This is a genomic window from Achromobacter sp. FW305-C-30-7 (assembly GCF_058783105.1).
In genome coordinates this window covers 287,587-307,673 of record NZ_JBYSYI010000006.1, presented here as the reverse complement: position 1 = coordinate 307,673, position 20,087 = coordinate 287,587, and the positions used below count along the sequence as shown (strand labels likewise).

Annotated in this window: 19 protein-coding genes and 2 tRNA genes; 11 read left to right on the top strand and 10 right to left on the bottom strand. The window is 65.7% G+C overall.

Annotated features, from left to right (window positions below):
• Positions 1-85: 85 nt before the first annotated feature.
• The 3 genes from AC3WOB_RS21285 to hrcA are packed head-to-tail and all read right to left on the bottom strand — an operon-like array spanning position 86 to position 2,474.
• Positions 86-319: a hypothetical protein gene (locus AC3WOB_RS21285; RefSeq protein WP_013391860.1), complete on the bottom strand. Its 234-nt coding sequence runs from the start codon at positions 317-319 to the stop codon at positions 86-88.
• Positions 309-1,424: a ferrochelatase gene (gene hemH, locus AC3WOB_RS21280; protein ID WP_041654993.1), complete on the bottom strand. Its 1,116-nt coding sequence runs from the start codon at positions 1,422-1,424 to the stop codon at positions 309-311. Before hemH ends, AC3WOB_RS21285 begins: the two co-directional genes overlap by 11 nt.
• Before the next feature lie 45 nt (positions 1,425-1,469).
• Positions 1,470-2,474 carry a heat-inducible transcriptional repressor HrcA gene (gene hrcA, locus AC3WOB_RS21275; RefSeq protein ID WP_013391858.1) on the bottom strand — a complete coding sequence of 335 codons (1,005 nt, stop codon included), beginning with the start codon at positions 2,472-2,474 and terminating at the stop codon, positions 1,470-1,472.
• 141 nt (positions 2,475-2,615) lie between these two features.
• On the opposite strand from hrcA, the gene AC3WOB_RS21270 reads away from it, so the two are divergent.
• Entirely contained in the window at positions 2,616-3,515 is a 900-nt protein-coding gene (locus tag AC3WOB_RS21270; RefSeq protein WP_013391857.1) for an NAD kinase, read from the top strand.
• A 13-nt stretch (positions 3,516-3,528) separates the two neighbouring features.
• The gene (recN, locus tag AC3WOB_RS21265) at positions 3,529-5,184 is read left to right on the top strand and encodes a DNA repair protein RecN (protein ID WP_492276100.1); all 1,656 of its coding nucleotides are present in this window, start codon (positions 3,529-3,531) and stop codon (positions 5,182-5,184) included.
• Positions 5,185-5,327: 143 nt separating this feature from the next.
• Here recN and fur read toward each other — a convergent pair whose 3' ends face one another.
• Positions 5,328-5,747, bottom strand: a complete 420-nt coding sequence (fur, locus tag AC3WOB_RS21260; RefSeq protein WP_013391855.1) for a ferric iron uptake transcriptional regulator — start codon at positions 5,745-5,747, stop codon at positions 5,328-5,330.
• 152 nt (positions 5,748-5,899) lie between these two features.
• On the opposite strand from fur, the gene AC3WOB_RS21255 reads away from it, so the two are divergent.
• A complete protein-coding gene (locus AC3WOB_RS21255; RefSeq protein WP_013391854.1) occupies positions 5,900-6,436 on the top strand; it encodes an outer membrane protein assembly factor BamE in 537 nt (178 codons plus the stop codon).
• Positions 6,437-6,451: 15 nt separating this feature from the next.
• A complete protein-coding gene (gene dapB, locus AC3WOB_RS21250) occupies positions 6,452-7,243 on the top strand; it encodes a 4-hydroxy-tetrahydrodipicolinate reductase (protein ID WP_013391853.1) in 792 nt (263 codons plus the stop codon).
• 63 nt (positions 7,244-7,306) lie between these two features.
• Here dapB and murB read toward each other — a convergent pair whose 3' ends face one another.
• A complete protein-coding gene (gene murB, locus AC3WOB_RS21245; RefSeq protein WP_492276099.1) occupies positions 7,307-8,353 on the bottom strand; it encodes a UDP-N-acetylmuramate dehydrogenase in 1,047 nt (348 codons plus the stop codon).
• Between the two features lie 229 nt (positions 8,354-8,582).
• On the opposite strand from murB, the gene AC3WOB_RS21240 reads away from it, so the two are divergent.
• From AC3WOB_RS21240 to AC3WOB_RS21215, 6 genes are all read left to right on the top strand, one after another.
• Positions 8,583-8,658, top strand: a tRNA-Gly gene (locus AC3WOB_RS21240).
• 270 nt (positions 8,659-8,928) lie between these two features.
• A tRNA-Cys gene (locus AC3WOB_RS21235) sits at positions 8,929-9,002 on the top strand.
• A 77-nt stretch (positions 9,003-9,079) separates the two neighbouring features.
• Entirely contained in the window at positions 9,080-9,313 is a 234-nt protein-coding gene (locus AC3WOB_RS21230; protein WP_492276098.1) for a hypothetical protein, read from the top strand.
• Between the two features lie 83 nt (positions 9,314-9,396).
• Positions 9,397-10,857: a catalase gene (locus tag AC3WOB_RS21225; protein ID WP_492276097.1), complete on the top strand. Its 1,461-nt coding sequence runs from the start codon at positions 9,397-9,399 to the stop codon at positions 10,855-10,857.
• A gap of 111 nt (positions 10,858-10,968) precedes the next feature.
• The gene (locus AC3WOB_RS21220; RefSeq protein ID WP_492276096.1) at positions 10,969-12,600 is read left to right on the top strand and encodes a thiamine pyrophosphate-binding protein; all 1,632 of its coding nucleotides are present in this window, start codon (positions 10,969-10,971) and stop codon (positions 12,598-12,600) included.
• Positions 12,601-12,662: 62 nt separating this feature from the next.
• Positions 12,663-13,664 (top strand): Bug family tripartite tricarboxylate transporter substrate binding protein, encoded by a 1,002-nt coding sequence (locus AC3WOB_RS21215; protein WP_492276095.1) that lies wholly within the window; start codon positions 12,663-12,665, stop codon positions 13,662-13,664.
• On the opposite strand, the gene AC3WOB_RS21210 is transcribed toward AC3WOB_RS21215, so the two are convergent.
• Positions 13,661-14,626, bottom strand: coding sequence for a LysR family transcriptional regulator (locus AC3WOB_RS21210; RefSeq protein WP_013391847.1), 966 nt, complete (start codon positions 14,624-14,626; stop codon positions 13,661-13,663). The genes AC3WOB_RS21215 and AC3WOB_RS21210 overlap by 4 nt on opposite strands.
• Positions 14,627-14,745: 119 nt before the next feature.
• Between AC3WOB_RS21210 and AC3WOB_RS21205 the strand changes: the two genes are divergently transcribed.
• The gene (locus AC3WOB_RS21205) at positions 14,746-16,275 is read left to right on the top strand and encodes a CoA-acylating methylmalonate-semialdehyde dehydrogenase (RefSeq protein WP_492276094.1); all 1,530 of its coding nucleotides are present in this window, start codon (positions 14,746-14,748) and stop codon (positions 16,273-16,275) included.
• A 12-nt stretch (positions 16,276-16,287) separates the two neighbouring features.
• Here AC3WOB_RS21205 and AC3WOB_RS21200 read toward each other — a convergent pair whose 3' ends face one another.
• The 4 genes from AC3WOB_RS21200 to AC3WOB_RS21185 form a co-directional block, all read right to left on the bottom strand.
• Positions 16,288-17,037, bottom strand: a complete 750-nt coding sequence (locus AC3WOB_RS21200; protein ID WP_492276093.1) for a sulfite exporter TauE/SafE family protein — start codon at positions 17,035-17,037, stop codon at positions 16,288-16,290.
• Positions 17,038-17,103: 66 nt separating this feature from the next.
• Positions 17,104-18,105 (bottom strand): Bug family tripartite tricarboxylate transporter substrate binding protein, encoded by a 1,002-nt coding sequence (locus AC3WOB_RS21195; protein ID WP_492276092.1) that lies wholly within the window; start codon positions 18,103-18,105, stop codon positions 17,104-17,106.
• Between the two features lie 171 nt (positions 18,106-18,276).
• Complete coding sequence (locus tag AC3WOB_RS21190; RefSeq protein WP_013391843.1) at positions 18,277-19,182, bottom strand: LysR family transcriptional regulator; 906 nt, start codon at positions 19,180-19,182, stop codon at positions 18,277-18,279.
• Between the two features lie 54 nt (positions 19,183-19,236).
• Positions 19,237-20,070: an amidohydrolase family protein gene (locus tag AC3WOB_RS21185; RefSeq protein ID WP_492276091.1), complete on the bottom strand. Its 834-nt coding sequence runs from the start codon at positions 20,068-20,070 to the stop codon at positions 19,237-19,239.
• Positions 20,071-20,087 lie beyond the last annotated feature (17 nt).

The window sequence follows — 20,087 nt, the reverse complement described above, 5'->3', positions numbered from 1 at the left end:
CCGTCAAATCTCAGACTGCAAGCATAGATTCGGCGTTTTCCACCGCCATCCGGCAAACGGCGGACACCTGCCGCGGGTAGCTACTTCACTTCTTGTGCGGTTGCGCGGGCGCGACCGGGTCGCTGGCGGGAAAGCTGTCCTTCAGGGCGCGGTCCACGGCCCGATCCTCGTCGGGCTCGGGGCTGATCGCGATGGGATCGCTGGCGGGAAAAGTCTCGGCGAGCGCCTCGTCCAGTTCGTGTTCCACCTGATCTTCGTCCACAGGGGTGCTGACCTGCCCCTTTTTAACGATCTTGCCAGTCTTGGGATCATGGTGCATGCGCCTTCTCCTTCAAGTCCGTGATTTGCGTGGGCCACCCCTGCAAGTGGCGTGCCACCAGGTCGGCCAGCCCTGCGATCCAGGCCGGATCGTCGTTGATCGCCGGGATGTAGCGGAAGCGCTTGCCGCCGGCCCCGATAAAGGCGTCGCGGCACTCCAGGCTGATCTCTTCCAGGGTTTCCAGACAGTCTGCCACAAAACCCGGACACACCACATCGACCTCGGTCACGCCTGCCGCGGCCAGCGCCTTCAGGGTGGGTTCGGTGTAAGGCTCCAGCCAACGGGCGGTGCCGAAGCGGCTCTGGAAGGTCACCTCGATCTGCTCACGCGGCAGCGACAGGCGCTGGCCCAGCAGGCGCGCGGTCTCCATGCAATCGCGGTAGTACGGGTCGCCCAATTCGATCGAATAACGCGGCAGGCCATGGAAGCTCATGACCAGCTTCTGCGGCTTGCCGTGTTCCTGCCAATAGCGCTCGATCCGGCCGGCCAGCGCGTCCAGGTAGGCCGGTTCTTCGTGGAAGCGCTTGATGAAGCGCAGTTCGGGCTGGTCGCGCAAGCGGCCGGCGTGGCGGGTGACCGCGTCCACCACCGTGGCGGTGGTGCTGGCGGCGTACTGGGGATAGAGCGGTACGGTCAGAATGCGTTCGCAGCCCTGCTTGCGCAGGCGCGAGATGGCGTCGGGGATCGAAGGATTGCCGTAGCGCATGCCCAGCTCCACCACGGCGTCGATGCCGGCCTCGGCCAGGGCGGCGCGCACGCCGTCGGCCTGGCGCTGGCTGTACACCATCAGCGGCGAACCTTCCTTCAGCCAGACGCCGGCGTAGCGCGGCTCCAGCTTCTTGGGTCGCGAGGTCAGGACCAGGCAATGCAGGATGGGCTTCCACAGATAGCGCGGGATCTCGATCACGCGCGGGTCCGACAGGAACTCGCCCAGATACTTGCGTATGTCCTGCTTGCCCGGGCTGTCCGGCGTGCCCAAGTTCACCAGCAGCACACCGACTTTGCCCGGCCCGCGCGGCGCGGGGTCTTCGTCGAAGGGGTCCTCCTGCTCGGGTTCCGGCAGATAACGCTCAGGCCACAGGTACTTGAACAGGCGAAGAAACACAAACACTCCCCTTCCTCCGCGAGGAGGACGTAGCTTCGGATGGACCTACTGGTTATGGCTGAGGGCGTTGGACAGCAAGCGCGCCGTGATATCCACGATGGGAATGACGCGTTCATAGGACATGCGGGTGGGGCCGATGACGCCCAGCGTGCCCACGACCTTGCCGTCCACGCCATAAGGCGCGGTGATGACCGAGACCTCTTCCATCGGCACCAGCTGCGAATCGCCGCCGATGTAGATCTGCACGCCCTGGGCGCGGGTGGACACGTCCAGCAGCTGCAACAGGTCGGTCTTTTTCTCGAACAGCGAGAACATCTTGCGCAGGCGGTCCATGTCGGACGCGATGTCGGTCACGTCCAGCAGCTTGCGCTCGCCGGAGATGACCATGGCGTCGCCGTCCTCGGCGGCTTCCGCGCTGGCTTCGACCGCGGCCTGCATCAGCCGCGAGATATCTTCGCGCAGCTGCGCCAGTTCGGTCGACAGCGTCTGCCGCACCGCATTGAAGGACTTGCCGGCGAAGTGCATGTTGAAGAAATTGCCGGCTTCCAGCAATTCCGCCTCGGCGTAGTCGCGCTGGACGAAAAGAATGCGGTTCTGGACGTCGCCGTCGGGCGTGACGATGATGAGCAGCACGCGCTTGTCGGACAGGCGGATGAATTCGATCTGGCGGAACACCTGGGCGCGCTTGGGCGTCAACACCACCCCCGCGAACTGGGTCAGGTTGGACAGCAGCGCCGCCGCCGCGTTGACGGCCCGGGTGGGTTCGGCGGCCGCCAGCATCTCGCCCATGTTGTGCGGCTCGAGCTGGTAGGACTGCACCGCCAGCAGCGAATCGACGAACATGCGGTAACCCCGCGGCGTGGGAACGCGGCCGGCAGAGGTGTGCGGGCTGTGGATCAGTCCCAGTTCTTCCAGATCCGACATCACATTGCGGATCGTGGCCGGGGACAAGTCGAATACTTTCGATAGCGTCCGCGAGCCGACTGGCTGCCCATCGGCGATATAGCGTTCGATCAACGCTTTCAGTAGTGCGCGTGCGCGGTCATCCATAACAAGTATTTTAGGGAATCTTTTTCAATTGAGGCGATTTTTGTCCCGCAAGCACATATGCGGCCCCATATAATCGGCTAAACCGCCCATTCCGGGCAGGTTTCGGCTTCTGGTCCGGCCTTTTTTGATACGCAAGCAGCCATGCATTTTCCTACCGTAGCCCTGATCGGCAGATACCAGGACACCGGCCTGGACACACCGCTGAGAGCACTGGCCCACGCGCTGACGCAAGCGGGCCGGCAAGTGCTCATCGATGCGGACACGGCGCGCAATACCGGATTGACCGAATACCCCGTCGCTACGCTCGAGGAAATCGGCAAGACCGCGTCGCTGGCCGTGGTCATGGGCGGCGATGGTACCGTGCTGGGCGCAAGCCGCCACCTCGCGCCCTACGGCATGCCGCTGGTCGGCATCAACCACGGGCGCCTGGGTTTCATCACCGACATCGCGCTGCAGGACGCGCATGCTGCGCTGGCGCGCGTGCTCGAAGGCAGCTTCCAGATCGAAGAACGCATGCTGCTGGAAGGCAGCGTGTGGCGCGGCGACCAGAAGATGTACTCCGCATCCGCCCTGAACGACGTAGTGCTGAACCGCGCGGGACGCGGCGGCATGATCGAAGTGCGGGTGGAGCTGGACGGCGCCTTCATGTACACGCAGCGCGCCGACGGCCTGATCATCGCCACGCCCACGGGCTCCACCGCGTACGCGCTGTCGGCCAACGGCCCCATCCTGCATCCCGGCATGAATGCCATGGTGCTGGTGCCCGTGGCGCCGCAAACGCTGTCCAACCGCCCCATCGTCATTCCCGATTCCGGCGTGCTGAACATGACGCTCACGGCCATGGGCCGCGTCGAAGTCGGGGCCAGCGTGCATTTCGACATGCAGACCTGGTCCGACCTGCAGCCGGGCGACCGTATCGTCGTGCAGCGCGCCCCCTATACCATCCGCTTCGTGCATCCCGAAGGCTACAGTTTCTTCTCCACCCTGCGCCGCAAGCTGCACTGGAACCTGATGCCCGAAGCCTCCGACAACGTAGAGTAGTAAGCGCCCCGACATGCTGCGCACCCTGCATATCCGCGACTTCGTCATCGTCGAACAGACCGAGATCCATTTCGGCCCCGGCTTCAGCGTCTTTTCCGGCGAAACCGGCGCGGGCAAATCCATACTGGTGGACGCGCTGGCGCTCGCGCTGGGCGAACGCGGCGACGCCAGCATGCTGCGCGAAGGCGCGCCGCGCGCCGACATCACCGCGGTCTTCGACACGCCCAAGGGGCTGGTCGCCTGGCTGCAAGAGCGCGAGATCGACGCCGACGCAGAGCTGTCCCTGCGCCGCGTCATCGACGCCCAGGGCCGCAGCCGCGCCTACATCAACGGCACGCCGGCCACCGTGGCGCAGTTGCGCGAACTGGGCGACAGCCTGGTCGACATCCACGGCCAGCATGCGCACCAAAGCCTGATGCGCGCCGACGCCCAGCGCGACCTGCTGGACGCCCACGGCGGCCATGGCGAACTGCGCAACGCGGTCGGCCAGGCCTGGAAGCAATGGCGCGCGCTGGCGCGCCAGCTGGAAGCCGCCGAAAAGGACGCCGCCAGCCTGGCCACCGAACGCGACCGCCTGCAATGGCAAGTCGACGAACTCGACCAGTTGAACCTCGGCCCCGACGAATGGGACGCGCTGCAGTCCGAACACACGCGCCTGTCGCACTCGCAATCGCTGCTGGACGGCGCCACGCAGATCATTGACGCCCTCGACGGCGAAGGCGACTCCGCGCACCACCGGCTCACGTCTGCCAACCACCGCATCCAGCAGATGCTGCGCCATGACCCCGGCCTGCAAGGCGTGCACGATGAGCTGGAATCGGCGCGCATCGCCATCAGCGAGGCCGTGTCGGACCTGAACAACTACGTCAGCCGCGTCGACCTCGATCCGCAGAGACTTGTGGCTGCCGAAGCGCGCCTGGGCCTGGTGTTCGAAACCGCCCGCAAATTCCGCGTCGAACCCGATGCGCTCTGCGAACTGCGCGACACGCTGCATGCGCAGCTCAAGGCGCTGCAGGCCGCGGGCGACATCGATGCCCTGCGTGCCCAGGCGCAGGCCGCGCAGGCGCAGTACGACGCCGGCGCGGCGAAATTGACGACGGCGCGCCGCAAGGTCGCCAAGGACCTGGGCAAGCAGGTCACGCAGGCCATGCAGACGCTGGCCATGCAGGGCGGCAAGTTCGAGCCCACCCTGGCCGCATCGGCGCCCTCCGCGCATGGCAACGAGCAGGTCGAATTCCTGGTGGCCGGCCATGCCGGCACCACGCCGCGCCCGCTCGCCAAGGTGGCCTCGGGCGGCGAACTGTCGCGGATCTCGCTGGCGCTGTCCGTCATCGCCAGCCGCGCCGCGCGCGTGCCCACGCTGATCTTCGACGAAGTCGACAGCGGCGTCGGCGGCGCGGTGGCCGAGGCCGTCGGCAAGCTGCTGCGCGAACTCGGCGAACGCCATCAGGTCCTGTGCGTGACCCATCTGCCCCAGGTCGCGGCCTGCGCCAACAACCAGTTCCTGGTCAGCAAGGCCGAATCGCGCGGCGCGACCCGTTCCAGCATCGAAGAGCTGGACGCCCCCGCCCGCGTCGAGGAAATCGCGCGCATGCTGGGCGGCATCAAGCTCACCGCGACCACCCGCGAACATGCCCGCGAAATGCTGGCTGGCTTCGGGCAGGACTGAAAGGCTCCCTCCGCTCCCGCCAACAACGCCGAGGCGGGTCTGATTTCATCTCGCACACAAAAAAAGCCCCTTCAACCTGAAGGGGCTTTGGATCTCGCATACCCGCTGCGAGCGTAGCCGCGGGCTGGACTACCGGGCCGGGATCAGCGGCCCTTCATGCAGCTGCCGCAAATGCCGTACAACACCATGGCGTGGCTTTCCAGCGCGAAGGCGTTGTCCTTGGCAATCTTTTGCTGACGCTTTTCGATCTCGGGGTCCGAAAACTCGACCACCTTGCCGCAGTTCGTGCAGATCAGGTGATCGTGATGATCGCCGTCGTTGAGCTCGAACACCGCCTTGCCGCTGTCGAACTGGCTGCGGGCAAGAATGCCGGCCTGTTCGAACTGGGTCAGGACGCGGTAGACGGTAGCCAGCCCGATTTCGACGTTTTCGCCGATCAGGGCGCGATAGACGTCTTCGGCGCTCAGGTGCCGTTGATCCGATTTCCGGAAAATATCAAGAATTTTCAGGCGGGGGAACGTCGCCTTCAAACCCATGTTCTTCAGTTCGCTTTGGTCGCTCATGGTGTAATCGCTCTCCGTCCGCGTTGGCATGGGCAGGATAGGTTCACCGCGAGCCGGCTCACCGAAATCATGCCGCCACGCGGAACTATCCTTATGAAACCTTTATGATAACGGTTTTGTCTGCTTCCAAATAATAGGGGCGCGTAGTGTCCATGATTGCACGAATTCCCTCCCGCTCGCTGAAGACCGGCCTGGCGGTGGCCGCCCTGGCCGTCGCCCTGGCCGGATGCTCGGGGGACAAGTGGGGCTTCCCCTACAAAGCCGGCGTCCAGCAAGGAAACTGGATCACCCAGGAGCAGGTGGCCCTGCTGCAGCCCGGCATGACGCGCGAACAGGTGCGCTTCGCCCTCGGCAGCCCGACGCTGACCAGCGTGCTGCACGCCAACCGCTGGGACTACCCCTACTACTACAAGCCCGGTTACGGCGACGCCCAGGAGCGCAAATTCACGGTCTGGTTCGAAAACGACCGTCTGACCCGCTGGGAAGGCGACAAGCAGCCTGACCTGCAGCCATACCAGATCAATACGCCCAACGCCGTCGCCGACGAAAAGGCGGACAAGCGCCTCACGGAAGACGAAGCCCGCCAGAAGGAAGAGGAAGACCAGCGCAAGCGCGACGCCGCCGCACCGGTCAGCCCTCTCAACCAGTATCCTGGCCAGCCGGGCAACGCCCCCGAGCCGCTCAAGTAACACCAAGGACTATCCATGCGTATTGCAATTGCCGGCGCCAGCGGCCGGATGGGCCAGATGCTGATCGAAGCCGTCCTGAACGCCTCCGGGCTGCAGCTCGCCGTGGCGCTCGACCGCCAGGGCTCGGCCGCGCTGGGTCAGGATGCCGGCGCGCCCTTGGGCAAGCAGACCGGCGTGGCCATCACCGATGATCTCGACGCACTGGCCCAGGCCGACTGCCTGATCGACTTCACCCGTCCGGAAGGCACGCTCGAACACCTGCAGGCCTGCGTCAAGCACGGCGTGAACGCCGTCATCGGCACCACCGGTTTCGACGACAACGGCCGCGCCGAGATCGAAGTCGCCGCCCAGAAGATCGGCATCGTCTTCGCGCCCAACATGAGCGTGGGCGTCAACGCCACGCTCAAGCTGCTGGACATGGCCGCGCGCATCCTGAACTCCGGCTACGACGTCGAAGTGTTCGAAGCGCACCACCGCAATAAGGTCGACGCGCCCTCGGGCACCGCGCTGAAAATGGGCGAAACCATCGCTTCGGCCTGGAACGTGGCCCTGCCGGACGTCGCCACCTGGAGCCGGCACGGCGACACCGGCGTGCGCAAACCCGGCACCATCGGTTTCTCCGTACTGCGCGGCGGCGACATCGTCGGCGACCACACCGTGTCCTTCTGCGGCATCGGCGAACGCATCGAGATCACGCACCGCTCGGCCAGCCGCGCCACCTACGCGGAAGGCGCCCTGCGCGCCGCCCGCTTCCTGGAAGGCAAGCACAACGGCCTGTACGACATGCAGTCCGTGCTGGGCTTCTGAGCCGCCCTCGCCGACAAAAAAAGGACCCCGCGGGGTCCTTTTTCTTGCCAGGCCGAAACAGCCTCACACCACCACGGGTTCCGGTTCCAGCCGCACGCCATAGCGCTCGGATACCGCTTCCTGGATGGCATGCGCCAAGTCCATGATATCGGCTGCCGTCGCCCCGCCGCGGTTGACCAGTACCAGGGCCTGGCGCTCGTGCACACCCGCAGCCCCTAGCGTGCGGCCCTTCCAGCCGCACTGGTCGATCAGCCAGCCAGCCGCCAGCTTGTAGCCGCCATCCGGCTGGGCGTATGACACCAGGCCGGGAAAACGGCCGAGCAAGGCGTCGCGCACCTCGGACGATACGATGGGATTCTTGAAAAAGCTGCCCGCATTGCCCGTCACCGCCGGATCGGGCAGCTTGGCGCGGCGGATCTCGCATACCGCGTCGAAGATATCGCGCGCAATCGGCGCGCCTTCTGCCAACCGCGCATGGCGCTGCAGGTCGGGGTAAGCCAGCACCGGCCGCCAGGGCCGCGGCAAGGCGAAACGCACGCTGACGATGACCCACCGTCCCGGTTCATCGTGCTTGAACACGCTGTCGCGATAGGAAAACCTGCAATCGGCCGCGCTCATTTCGACCAGACGGCCTATGCGCACATCCCAGGCGGTCAGACTATGGAAGCGCTCCTGCAGCTCGACACCGTAGGCGCCGATGTTCTGCACCGGGGCCGCGCCCACCGTGCCGGGGATCAGCGCCAGGTTCTCCAGCCCGTCCCAGCCCTGCTTTACGCAGGTTTCGACAAAGCCGTGCCAGGTCTCGCCGCCCGCCGCCTCGACCAGCCAGGCATCGGACCGGGCCTCCAGCAGGCGCACGCCCTTGAAGGCAACTCGCGCCACCAGCCCCTGCACCTGGCGCGGCAGCACCAGATTGCTGCCGCCGCCCAGCACCAGCAGGGAGGACGCCGCGCGCGCCAGTTCCGTTAGCGCGGGCAACTGCGCCGGATCCTCCAGGGTCACAAAGTCCCCGGCCCGCGACTCCAGACCCAGCGTGTTCAGCCGGGTGAGATCCTGGCTGATGGGGAACAAGGCGGGGGACGGATGGGCAGGGGCGGGCGAATTTGACATGGGTGCTACGGATTGCTATAGTTTCTGTCTTCGCTCATATTACTTGATTGAGTGCTTGCCCTGAGTTCCAGGACCTGTTCGACAACTGCTTGCAGTGAACGGATCCAAGAAAGCACAGGCCAAGACAAGCTCAAAAAAATCATGTAGAATGCGCGCCTTCTGATCGATAACCAAGTTGATCAGAGTGAATAAGAAAACAGGTTCTGGCTGTTTCAAGTGCAGAACCCATGCGGGAGTAGCTCAGTTGGTAGAGCGCAACCTTGCCAAGGTTGAGGTCGCGAGTTCGAGACTCGTCTCCCGCTCCAAATTTTGATTTCCAGATCCTTTCTGGAAATCCTTGAGAAAGGGCCTTCGGGCCCTTTTTTCATTTCCGCGCCCGCATCGGGCACCTTCCCGCACAGCGCCGCCGCGCCCTCCCCGCTCCCCAAGAGTCCGCGCTCCTCTGCGACCTATGACGTACATACTTATGTCCTGCGTCAGTCATTCTGGACGTTAGGACAATATTCGTGGATTCGCGGAAGTCCACGCCTCGCCCCGCTTGCGTACCATGCATTACGTCCTAGGACAAATAAGATGGCGCGGTGGCAGAGTGGTCATGCGGCAGATTGCAAATCTCCTGAGGTTGGTTCGATTCCAGCCCGCGCCTCCAAGATCGGCCTGGCGATTCTCCTCTTCAAGCCGGAATCGCCAGGGCAGTCGCTCTGGCGGCATACGAAGGAGATCGCCTTGATTCAAGTCACCCTGTTCCACGACGGCTGCAACCTCTGCCTGAGCATCGATCGCAACATAGCGGCGGTATTCACGACGCCACAGCATCGCTACGAATCATTCGACCTCGCCCTGCAACCCGAACACGCCGCAAAAGCCCGCGCCCTGGGCATCGCCCGGCTGCCATCCCTCGTCATCGACGGCCGCGTGCTGCGCCTGGAAGACCACTCCCCCATCGAGCACTACGCCTGAACCCCACGTGGCCGGATCCGGGGCCGCTGCGATGCACCCGCTCTTGAAGGCCGCTGCCACATCAACATCGCATGGAGCCCATCATGAGCAAACTCACCACCGCATTCGGCGCCCCTGTTGCCGACGACGACAACACCATGACCGCCGGTCCGCGCGGGCCTGCGCTTTTGCAGGACGTCTGGTTCCTGGAGAAGATGGCGCACTTCGACCGCGAGGTGATACCGGAGCGGCGCATGCACGCCAAGGGGGCCGGCGCCTTCGGCACGTTCACCGTGACCCATGACATCACGCGCTACACCAAGGCCAGGATCTTCAGCCAGGTCGGCAAGCGGACCGACATGTTCGCGCGATTCTCCACCGTGGCCGGAGAACGCGGCGCGGCCGATGCCGAGCGCGACATCCGCGGCTTTGCCCTCAAGTTCTACACCGAAGAGGGCAATTGGGATCTGGTCGGCAATAACACGCCAGTCTTCTTCGTGCGCGATCCGCTGAAGTTCTCCGACCTGAACCGGGCCGTCAAGCGCGATCCACGCACGGGCATGCGCAGCCCGCAGAACAACTGGGACTACTGGACCCTGCTGCCCGAGACCCTGCACCAGGTGACGCTCATCATGGGCGACCGCGGCATTCCCAAGAGCTATCGCCACATGCACGGGTTCGGCAGCCACACCTATAGTTTCATCAACGCTGCCAACCAGCGGTTCTGGGTCAAGTTCACCTTCAAGACCCAGCAAGGCATCCAGAACCTGACGGACGCCGAAGCCGGCCAGGTCATCGCGGCGGACCGCGAAAGCAACCAGCGCGACCTGTACGAAGCGATCGAACGCGGCGAATTCCCGCGCTGGACCCTGTACGTGCAGATCATGCCCGAGGCCGAGGCCAATACCTATCATCTCAATCCCTTCGACCTGACCAAGGTCTGGCCGCACAAGGACTATCCGCTGATCGAGGCCGGCGTCCTGGAGCTCAACCGGAATCCGGAGAATTTCTTCGCCGAGGTCGAACAGGCCGCGTTCAGCCCCGCGGTGATCGTGCCCGGCATCGGGTTCTCACCGGACAAGATGCTGCAAGGCCGCCTGTTCTCGTATGGCGACACGCAACGTTATCGCTTGGGCGTGAACTATCCGCAGATCCCGGTCAACGCGCCCCGCTGTCCGTTCCATAGCTACCACCGCGACGGGGCCATGCGTGTCGATGGCAACGGCGGCAGCGCGCCCGCGTACACGCCCAACAGTCGTGGCGCCCTGCAGGCGCAGCCGGACTACTCGGAGCCGCCGTTGGACCTCAGCGGCGCGGCGGCCCGCTGGAACCACCGGGAAGATGCCGACTATTTCTCCCAGCCCGGCGACCTGTTCCGCCTGATGGCCGCGGACGAAAAGCAAAGGCTGTTCGAAAACACCGCCCGCGCGATCCGCGGCGCGTCCGAGGAAGTCATCGAGCGCCACATCGCCAACTGTGCCCAGGCCGATCCAGCGTACGGGCAAGGCGTGCGCGAGGCGATCGCGGCGCAGACTGATCGGGACAGCCCGCGAGCTGCCCCCTAGGTTCAAAAAACATCAACCAACACGCCACGGATAGCCGATACACTGAACTCTCCCATAGCCGGTATAAAAACAGGCGCGCGGCGTTTACCAGCGCGGCCCTCGGAGACTCAGGTGCTTGGATCCCAGTTGATTATCCGTACGCTGCATCGCCTGGGCGTCAAGACCATCTTCAGCCTGTCCGGCAATCAGATCATGCCGCTCTACGATGCCTGTATCGACGCAGGCATCCGCATCATCCACGTGCGGCATGAGGCGGCCGCCGTCTTCATGGCGGACGCCTGGTCCCAGATCACCGGCGAACTCGGCGTCGCGATGCTGACCGCGGCGCCGGGCATCACGAACGGCCTCGCGCCCTTGTACTCGGCGTCGCAGGCGGAAAGCCCCGTGCTGCTCATTTCCGGCGACTCCTCCGTTGCCGAGGACGGCATGGGCGCCTTCCAGGAACTGGACCAGGTCGCCATCACCCGTCCGCTGACCAAGCTTTCGCTGCGTCCGCGGACCGCGCAGGAACTCTACCCCGCGCTCGAAAGCGCGGTGGCGCAGGCGCTTGCGCCCCGGCGCGGGCCGGTGCATCTGACCCTGCCCTTCGACCTGATGACCGCCGAGACCGGCTTGGCGGAGCTTCCCGCCGCAGCGCAGAGCCGCGAGGCCGTCCCAGCGGACGCAGCCGGCATGGAAAAGCTCGCCGCGCTGGTGAATACCGCGCAGCGCCCCCTGATGCTGGCCGGCCCCACAGGCGCGCGCGCCCACATGCGTGCCGTCCGCGGGATGCTGGAAGAAGCGCTTGCAATGCGCGTCATCCCCATGGAAAGCCCGCGCGGCCTGAAGGATCCTTCGCTCGGTTCCCTGGCCGCGCTCATGCCACAGGCGGACCTCATCGTGCTGGCAGGCAAGTCCCTGGACTTCACGCTGGGCTTCGGCGGCACGGGCGCGCTGGGCAAGACGGCCCAGGTCGTAGCGATCGACCCGGATCCCGCCATGCTGGAACGCGCGAGCCGCCTGCTGGGCGAACGACTGGCCCTGGCCTTGCAGGGCGATCCCTATGCCGCACTGTCCGCGATGCGTGCCACACCAGCTCCGGCCGAGCGCGCCCCATGGCGCGCGCGCGTGGACGAAGCGCTGCGCAACCGGACCACACTGAATGCCGCCGCGTCCGCCGCCGGCGCATTGGGACCGCGCGCGCTTTGCGAGACGGTCCAGGCGTTTCTCGCCTCCGTCCCGAATCCCATCCTGGTCTGCGACGGCGGCGAGTTCGGCCAGTGGGCGCAGGCCTACTGCCAGGCGCCGGTGCGCATCATCAACGGCATGTCCGGCGCAATTGGCGCGGGCATCTGCTACGCGATCGCCGCCAAGATCGCGCAGCCCGATGCGACCGTGGTGGTCCTCATGGGCGATGGCACCGCAGGCTTCCACCTGATGGAGCTGGACACGGCGGTGCGCGAACAGGCCGCGATCATCGCCGTGATCGGCAACGACCTGCGCTGGAACGCAGAACATCTGATCCAGATGCGCACCTATGGTCCGAACAGGCTGATCGGCTGCGAACTTGCGGCGACCGCGCGCTACCACGACGTCGCCACGGCGCTCGGCGGGGCAGGCTTTGCCGCGCAGGACAGCGACGGTCTGGCCACCGCGCTGGACATGGCGGCGAACAGCGGGCTGCCCGCCTGCATCAACGTTTCCCTGGCGGGCGAGCCCGCCCCGGTTTTCAGCGCATCAACGCAGTCCGCGACCGGTCATTGACCTCGAGGCATCGAGCACAGCTGCAGTCCGGTTACGTCCCTTAGCACGACAGGAGACTTCCCATGATCAGCCCTACCGGCCGCTGGCCGGGCGCGTTCGCTCGCGCCGCGATTTGCATGCTTGCCACGCTTCCCGGCCTGGCGAACGCCCAGGCCTATCCCGCCAAACCGATCCAGCTCATCGTTCCGTTCAGCGCCGGCGGCGACGCCGACATGGCGGCCCGCAATCTGTCCGCCGCCGCGCAAGGCGTGCTTGGCCAGCCCATCGTCGTGGTCAACAAGGCCGGGGCGAACGGCGCAATCGGCTCCGCCGCCGTGAAGAACGCCGCCCCCGACGGCTACACGCTGCTGATGGGCCGGATAGGCTCCCAGGTCCTGTTGCCCGCGCTGCAGCCCAAGACCACGCCCTATACCTCGAAGGATTTCACCTTCATCGGCTTGCTGGAGTTGAATCCGGTGGTCTGTGTCGTCCACCCGGACAGTCCGTACAAGACGATCCGCGACCTGGCGCAGGCGATGAAGGCGCAGCCCGGCAAGCTCAACTACAGCCATTCCGGCCCGGCTACGGTGCAGAACCTCGCGCCCCAGCTGCTGCTGAGCAGCCTTGGCCTGAAGCCCGATGCCGTGGTCAGCGTGCCGTACAAGGGCGGCAATGAGGTCGCGCTGGCGGTCCTCAGCAAGGATGCCGACTTCGCCTGCAACAACCTGAGTTCAATGACAGGCATACTCGCCAGCGGCAAGCTGCGCGCCCTGCTGACGACCACGCCGGAACGCCTGGCGCAATTCCCCGACATACCGACCGCCCGCGAGCTGGGGCTGCCTCAGCTCGAAGCGGTCATAGGCTGGAGCGGACTGTTCGGGCCGCCCGACATGAATTCCGAGGCCGTGGCCAAATGGGCCGCCGTGCTCAAGCAGATCTCGCAGGATCCGAAATGGATCGCCGGCAACGCCAACTTCGGCGGCATCCCCCACGTCCTGTCGCCCGCCGAGACGGAAAGGTACGTCAACCAGGGCGCCGCGATCTACGCCGACCTGGTGGCCAAGGCCGGGCTACAGGTCAATTAGCCCGCCTCGCTCCCCGCTCCTGGCGGCCCGCCTAGTCCAGCGGACGCCGGGATCGCCTCGCGCAGGTAGCCGACGAACGAGGATACGGTCAGGGGCACGCGCGGCGTGTAGGGCCTGACCGCGTATAGCCGCTCCGCGTAGTCGCCCACCACCCGCCAGCCATGCAGTACTTCGACCAGGGCTCCGCTGCGCAAGGCCTGATTGGCGCTGAAATCCGGCAGCAGCGCGATTCCCAGGGATCCGGCCGCCACCTCTCTCAACACTTCGCTGTTGTTGGCCGTGAAGCTGCCGCGCACCGGCACCGCCACGCGCTTGTCCCCGTCACGCGACTCGAACGACCAGGTGGCGCTGCCGCTGCGCCGCAGGTAATGCAGGCAATTGTGGGCCGCCAGATCCATTGGTATCTTCGGCGTGCCGTTCCGCGCCAGGTATTCCGGGGTGGCAACCAGCACGGAGCGCGTCTCGCAGATGACCGAGGCGACATGCGTGTCCGGCACGCCGGCCACGTGCCGGATCGCCAGGTCGAAGCCTTCGGTCGCCAGGGACGCCAGATGGTCGCTGAGTTCCAGCTGGATCCGCACGTCGGGAAAGCGCTTCAGGAATTCCGGTATCAGCGGCGCAATGACCTGGCGCCCCAGGGCCACGGGCGCGGTCACGGACAGCACGCCGCGCGGCCCCTCTGACAGATCCCGCACGGCCGAGAAGCCTTCCTCGATGCGCAGGAAAGCCGCCGCGGTCTGGTCTACCAGACTCTGCCCCGCCTCGGTCAGGCCGACGCTGCGGGTGGTGCGGCGCACCAGGGGCACGCCAGCCGCCTGCTCCAGCTCCACGATGCGCTGGCTCACCGAGGCCTTGCTGATCTGCAGGCGGCGGGCGGCCGCCGTGTAGCTGCCGGTATCGGCCAGCACCCCAAGGCAATGAATATGCGACCACAGATCTTCCAGACGCCTGGTTTTCGTCATGCCCTGCTCCATTGTTCGAAACGCCAAACACTGATTCCAGCCCTCTGGTCTCGACGGCCGCGCGCCAATGCGCGACATTGCCAGTTCCAGATCACCATGCTCAAGCCCAGGAGTCAGCCATGACCGCAAGCAATGCCAGCGCCCAATCCCGTGATGCCGGACACTATATCGGCGGCAGCCTCGTCGAGGGGACAGGCAACCGCCAGCCCGTCTACAACCCGGCCACGGGCGTCGTCGCCAAGCAAGTGGCCCTGGCCACGCCAGACGAGGTGAACCGTGCCGTGGCCAGCGCCCGAGCGGCATTTCCGCAATGGGCGGACACTCCTCCCATCCGCCGCGCCCGCGTGCTGTTCAGGTTTCTTGAACTGATGAACAAGCATCGCGACGAACTGGCTCACCTGATCACCGCCGAGCATGGCAAGGTTTTCAGCGATGCGCAAGGCGAAGTCACCCGCGGCATCGACATCGTGGAGTTCGCTTGCGGCGTCCCCCAGCTCCTGAAGGGCGCTCACACCGAGCAGGTTTCCACCGGCATCGACAACTGGACGCTGCGCCAGCCGCTAGGCGTGGTGGCGGGCATCACGCCGTTCAACTTCCCGGTGATGGTGCCCATGTGGATGTTCCCCGTGGCCATCGCGGCGGGCAATACCTTCGTGCTCAAGCCCAGCCCCACCGATCCCAGCGCCTCCCTGCGCATCGCCGAGCTGCTGAGCGAGGCCGGCCTGCCGGATGGCGTGTTCAACGTGGTGCAGGGCGACAAGGTGGCGGTGGATGCACTGCTGGAGCACCCGGACGTGAAGGCGATCAGCTTCGTCGGTTCCACACCCATCGCCAACTACATCTACGAGACTGGCGCCCGCCACGGCAAGCGCGTGCAGGCCCTGGGCGGCGCCAAGAATCATATGGTCGTGATGCCGGACGCCGACATCGACCAGGCGGTCGATGCCTTGGTCGGCGCCGGCTACGGCTCGGCCGGCGAGCGCTGCATGGCGATCAGCGTGGCGGTGCTGGTGGGCGACGTGGCCGACCGGTTGCTGCCCCGGTTGATCGAGCGTACCAGGACGCTGAAGGTGCTGGACGGCGAGAACCCCGCGGCCGAGATGGGTCCCATCGTGACCCGGGCCGCTCACGAACGCATCAGCGGCTACATCGACCTAGGCGTGCAGGAAGGCGCGCAATTGCTGGTGGACGGCCGCGGTTTCCAGGGCTCGCAAGCGGGCGCAGGCTGCGGCGACGGCTTCTGGATGGGCGGCACGCTGTTCGACCACGTCACGCCCGACATGCGCATCTACAAGGAAGAAATCTTCGGCCCGGTGCTGGGCTGCGTGCGCGTGAAGGACCTGAAAGAGGCAGTGGATCTCATCAACGCCCACGAATTCGGCAACGGCGTGGCCTGCTTCACCCGCGACGGCAACGTCGCGCGCGAGTTCGGCCGGCGCATCGAAGTCGGCATGGTGGGCATCAATGTGCCCATCCCGGTGCCCATGGCCTGGCATGGCTTCGGCGGCTGGAAGCGCAGCCTGTTCGGCGACATGCACGCCTATGGCGAGGAAGGCGTGCGCTTCTACACCCGGCAGAAGTCCATCATGCAGCGTTGGCCCGAAAGCATCGGCAAGGGCGCCGAGTTCGCCATGCCGACGGCCAAGTAGCAGGCGTCCGCGTCACGCAGGCGAGACCCAGCCGCGATAGATGGCGCCCGCGCCAGCTATCGCGAGCAAGAGGAAAATGGCCCGCTTCAGCAGTTCCGGAGACACCCGGGCCCTGAGGCGGGAGCCGCCATAAAGGCCGATCAGGGCCACCGGCAGCAGTACGGCGGCGGCAGACAGGATTTCCGGCTGCGCGTACAGTCCGGCGGCGCCGAAAGCCGCCGCCCGGATGAGGCCGCTGGCCAGGATGACCACCGAGATCGTGGCGCGGAACTGATCCAGCGCGTCCAGCCGGCGCGACAGATAGATGGTGTAGATCGGCCCCCCGGTCCCGAACAGCGCGCTGAAGATGCCGCCGAACACGCCGAACGGCAACGCCCAAAAAGTGTTCAACGGCGCCGCCGTCTTCGCCCGCGCGCCGCGCAGGCCCTTGATGCACACGGCCAGTACGAAGCTGCCCAGCAGTATCAAGGGCCAGCGGGCGCCGGCATTGTGCAGCAGCGTGACGCCCAGGCCTATCCCTAGCAGCAGCCAGGGAAACAGCCGCTTGAGCTCGACCAGGGACACCCGCCGCCAGTTGCTGCCGCCCACCAGCGCGGTGCAGGCCAGGTCGAACAGCACCACCAGCGGCACCGCAAACTGCAGGGGCATGAACTGGACCAGGACCGGCACGGCCACCATGGCCGCGCCGAATCCTGTCATCCCGAAGACGACGTAGGCGACCAAGACGACGGGAGCGGCGACAACAAGGGAATCGGGCGACATGATGCGTGCAAGGTGAGCATGAAAATAAGGGCGGGCCAGTGAGCGCCACAGGCCCGCAACGTAGCCTCAGCTGGCGGTGATCTTCTTTTTCTCCACCAGCGCCTTCCACTTGGCCGACTCCCTGGCGATCTCGTCCCTGAGCTGGGCTGGCGGCACAATGGTCGCGGACATGCCCTGGTCCGCCAGATAGCGCTGCAGGTTCGGCTGTTCGACCGCCGTCCTGGCATCGGCCAGCAGCCGGTCGACGGACGCCTGGGGCGTGCCTGCCGGCGCCAGCAGCGCGAACCAGCCAGTGAACTCGAAACCCGGCACGCCGTCCTCCGCCGTGGTGGGCACGTCCGGCAGCAGCGCTGAGCGCTCCCTCCCCGTCACCGAAAGCGCCCGCAGGCGCCCGCCCTTGAGCAAGGGGACGATGGCATTGATGTTGCCCACGGCGACTTCGATCACGCCCGCCATCAGATCCGTATAGGCCGGGCCTTCGCCTTTGTATGGGACATGCATGAGCTCGATCCCCGCGGCATCGCTGAAGGCTTCCCCCGCCATATGCGTCTGGCTGCCCACGCCCGCGGACGAGAAGCTGAGCTTGCCCGGCCTGGCGCGGGCGTATTCGATCAGCTCCCGCGTGTTCTTGACGGGCAGATTGGCATTGACCGTGAGCACCATGGGTCCGTTGGCCACCTTGCCGATGGGGCTGAAGTCGGCCAGCGAGTAAGGCAGCTTGCTGTAGATGAACTGGTTGACTGTGAACATGCTGCCCGATGCGAGCAACAGCGTGTAGCCGTCCGCCGGCGCGCTGGCGACGGCCTGCGCACCCACGCTGCCGCCGGCGCCCGCCCGGTTCTCGACGATCACGCTTTGCTTCAGGCCCTTGCCCAGTTCGGCCGCCAAGGCGCGGCCCAGCAAGTCGGTGGCGCCGCCCGCCGAAAACGGAACGACCATGCGTATGACCTTGTCAGATGGCCATTCGGCTCGCGCCGGCAGGGCCAGAAACGGCGTAAGCGCGAGGCCACAGCCCAGCGTCTTGACGATGCGGCGGCGGGCGTTATTGGGTTGAAATTCGTCTTTCATGGTTTTGTCTCCTTCAGTTCGCGGGACGGCGAAGCCTGCCGGTTCTCGGCCGGCTGACGATTCGCCAGGCAGCAACTGACCCTCGGGCCGATGGCTCGATTTTTTTGGGGCGTTGCGGTGTTTTTCTGCGGACTACTAGGCTGCTGAACTACAGAACTACCAGACTAAGGACTACTGGCCGGGACCGGCCTGCTCCGTGCCGTCGCGCTGGCCGGCGCAGACTGACTTCAATGCATCGAGCAACAACTGCGTAAGATGGGCTCGCGGGTTCTCCTTCGGCGCCAGGATGCCCAGCCGGCGCGTGACCGTCGGCGAGCCGAACGGAATAACGCGGATGCCCGGCGGAAACTCGTTCCTGCCGCGGCAGGCCGGCACCACCGAGGCGCCCAGGCCATTGGCCACCATGGCGATCACGCCCTCCAGGTTGTCGATCTCCATGGCCGAACGCACCGTGATGCGCCTGCGCACCATCTCTTCCTGCACCAGATGCCCCACGCGCGCCGAGCGGTTGAAGCGGACATAAGGGTTCTGCTCCAGGATCTCCTGGTCGCTGGCGCCCTTTACCGAACGGTGCGCGATGACGACCAGCTGTTCCTCCACGAACGGCAGGAAATCCAGCCCCGAGCGCGGCGCATCGGGTTCCGTCACGATCGCCACGTCCAGCTGGCGGTGGTAGATGGCGCGTTCCAGATCATGCGTAAGCCCGGTGGTGACGTGGACTTCCAGTCCATGCCCCTGCTTCTGCAAGTGGCGCAGGGCCAGCGGCAGCACGCCCGACACACAGGTATGGACGCTGCCCAGCCTGAGCAATCCCGAGGAGGTGCCCTTCTTCAGCGCGGCGCTCATGCTTTCCCAGTGGGCGATCAGGTCGCGCGCCCGGTGCACCAGCGCCAGGCCCGTATCCGTGAGGATCGGCGGACGCCGGCTGCGATCGAAGATCGTGATGCCAAGTTCATCCTCGAGAGCGCGGACCTGCATGCTCACCGCAGACAGCGACAAGCCGATGGTATTGCCGGCCTCGGCGAAGCTGCCGTGGTCTGCAATCGCGATCAGCGTGTAGAGCGTCCGGATGTCCATGCAAGGGGGGTTCCTGGTGTAGGCGAGCTTTATGGGAAGGAGGAGTATGCCGCGTCAGATGCCTAGCAGCCGCCGCGCATTGCCCCCCATGACTTTCCTGAGATTATCTTCCCGGATCGGCAAGGTCTCGAACCATTCTTTGTACCCCTGCACGGGACAAAACGGGAACGAGCTGGCGTAGAGCATCCTGTCCGCAAGAAAGCCGTCGGCCGCCTTCACATACTCCTCCCAACCCGGCATGCGGGAAAAATACATATCGGGCGACAGCCACAGATTCTGCCGCCGGAATGCCAGATGCAGGATCTCGTTGACCCAGGGCCACCCGCCATGCGCGACCACGACGTTCAGGCCGGGGAAATCCGCCAGCACCCGGTCGGTCCGTATCGGGTCCGAATAGCTCAGGTCGGGGCCCGCCGTGCCTCCGACCATCATGATCACCGGAACGCCCAGGTCCTCGCAATGGCCGTAGATCGGATAGAGCCGCCGGTCGTCGGCGTACATCGGCACCGGGTAGGAACCGGGCTCGATATTGATCAGCTTGAAGCCGTCCTCGACCGCCTGACTGATGGTCTGGCATGCGCGCCGCCTGTCGGTGGGGTCGATGGAGGCGGCGCCGATGAAGCGGCCCGGGTGCTCGGCGACGATGCCGCGCACATCCTCGTTGGATACGCTGCCCAGCACGCCTGCCAGGCGTCCCACGACCACGCCGCGGTCTATCCTCGCCGCGTCCATCTCCTTGAGCAACAGCGCCATCGACTGCTGCTGCGCCGCAGCCGAGGGCTCGAAGCCCACCGTCCGGGTAAAGCCGTCGCGGCGTTCTCCCGCCGAGTACATCAGCGTGTCCAGAAAGCCGCCCACGGGCGGCCGCAGCCTAAAGTCGATGATCATCAAAGTATCCCTGTCAG

What these genes read in the sequence shown, in the direction of transcription:
- AC3WOB_RS21185 (WP_492276091.1), bottom strand. Translation starts at nt 20,070, where the DNA reads ATGATCATCGACTTTAGGCTGCGGCCGCCCGTGGGCGGCTTTCTGGAC.
- fur (WP_013391855.1), bottom strand. Translation starts at nt 5,747, where the DNA reads ATGAGCGACCAAAGCGAACTGAAGAACATGGGTTTGAAGGCGACGTTC.
- AC3WOB_RS21195 (WP_492276092.1), bottom strand. Translation starts at nt 18,105, where the DNA reads ATGAAAGACGAATTTCAACCCAATAACGCCCGCCGCCGCATCGTCAAG.
- AC3WOB_RS21270 (WP_013391857.1), top strand. Translation starts at nt 2,616, where the DNA reads ATGCATTTTCCTACCGTAGCCCTGATCGGCAGATACCAGGACACCGGC.
- AC3WOB_RS21285 (WP_013391860.1), bottom strand. Translation starts at nt 319, where the DNA reads ATGCACCATGATCCCAAGACTGGCAAGATCGTTAAAAAGGGGCAGGTC.
- AC3WOB_RS21215 (WP_492276095.1), top strand. Translation starts at nt 12,663, where the DNA reads ATGATCAGCCCTACCGGCCGCTGGCCGGGCGCGTTCGCTCGCGCCGCG.
- AC3WOB_RS21200 (WP_492276093.1), bottom strand. Translation starts at nt 17,037, where the DNA reads ATGTCGCCCGATTCCCTTGTTGTCGCCGCTCCCGTCGTCTTGGTCGCC.
- murB (WP_492276099.1), bottom strand. Translation starts at nt 8,353, where the DNA reads ATGTCAAATTCGCCCGCCCCTGCCCATCCGTCCCCCGCCTTGTTCCCC.
- AC3WOB_RS21205 (WP_492276094.1), top strand. Translation starts at nt 14,746, where the DNA reads ATGACCGCAAGCAATGCCAGCGCCCAATCCCGTGATGCCGGACACTAT.
- AC3WOB_RS21210 (WP_013391847.1), bottom strand. Translation starts at nt 14,626, where the DNA reads ATGACGAAAACCAGGCGTCTGGAAGATCTGTGGTCGCATATTCATTGC.
- hrcA (WP_013391858.1), bottom strand. Translation starts at nt 2,474, where the DNA reads ATGGATGACCGCGCACGCGCACTACTGAAAGCGTTGATCGAACGCTAT.
- recN (WP_492276100.1), top strand. Translation starts at nt 3,529, where the DNA reads ATGCTGCGCACCCTGCATATCCGCGACTTCGTCATCGTCGAACAGACC.
- dapB (WP_013391853.1), top strand. Translation starts at nt 6,452, where the DNA reads ATGCGTATTGCAATTGCCGGCGCCAGCGGCCGGATGGGCCAGATGCTG.
- AC3WOB_RS21255 (WP_013391854.1), top strand. Translation starts at nt 5,900, where the DNA reads ATGATTGCACGAATTCCCTCCCGCTCGCTGAAGACCGGCCTGGCGGTG.
- AC3WOB_RS21225 (WP_492276097.1), top strand. Translation starts at nt 9,397, where the DNA reads ATGAGCAAACTCACCACCGCATTCGGCGCCCCTGTTGCCGACGACGAC.
- AC3WOB_RS21190 (WP_013391843.1), bottom strand. Translation starts at nt 19,182, where the DNA reads ATGGACATCCGGACGCTCTACACGCTGATCGCGATTGCAGACCACGGC.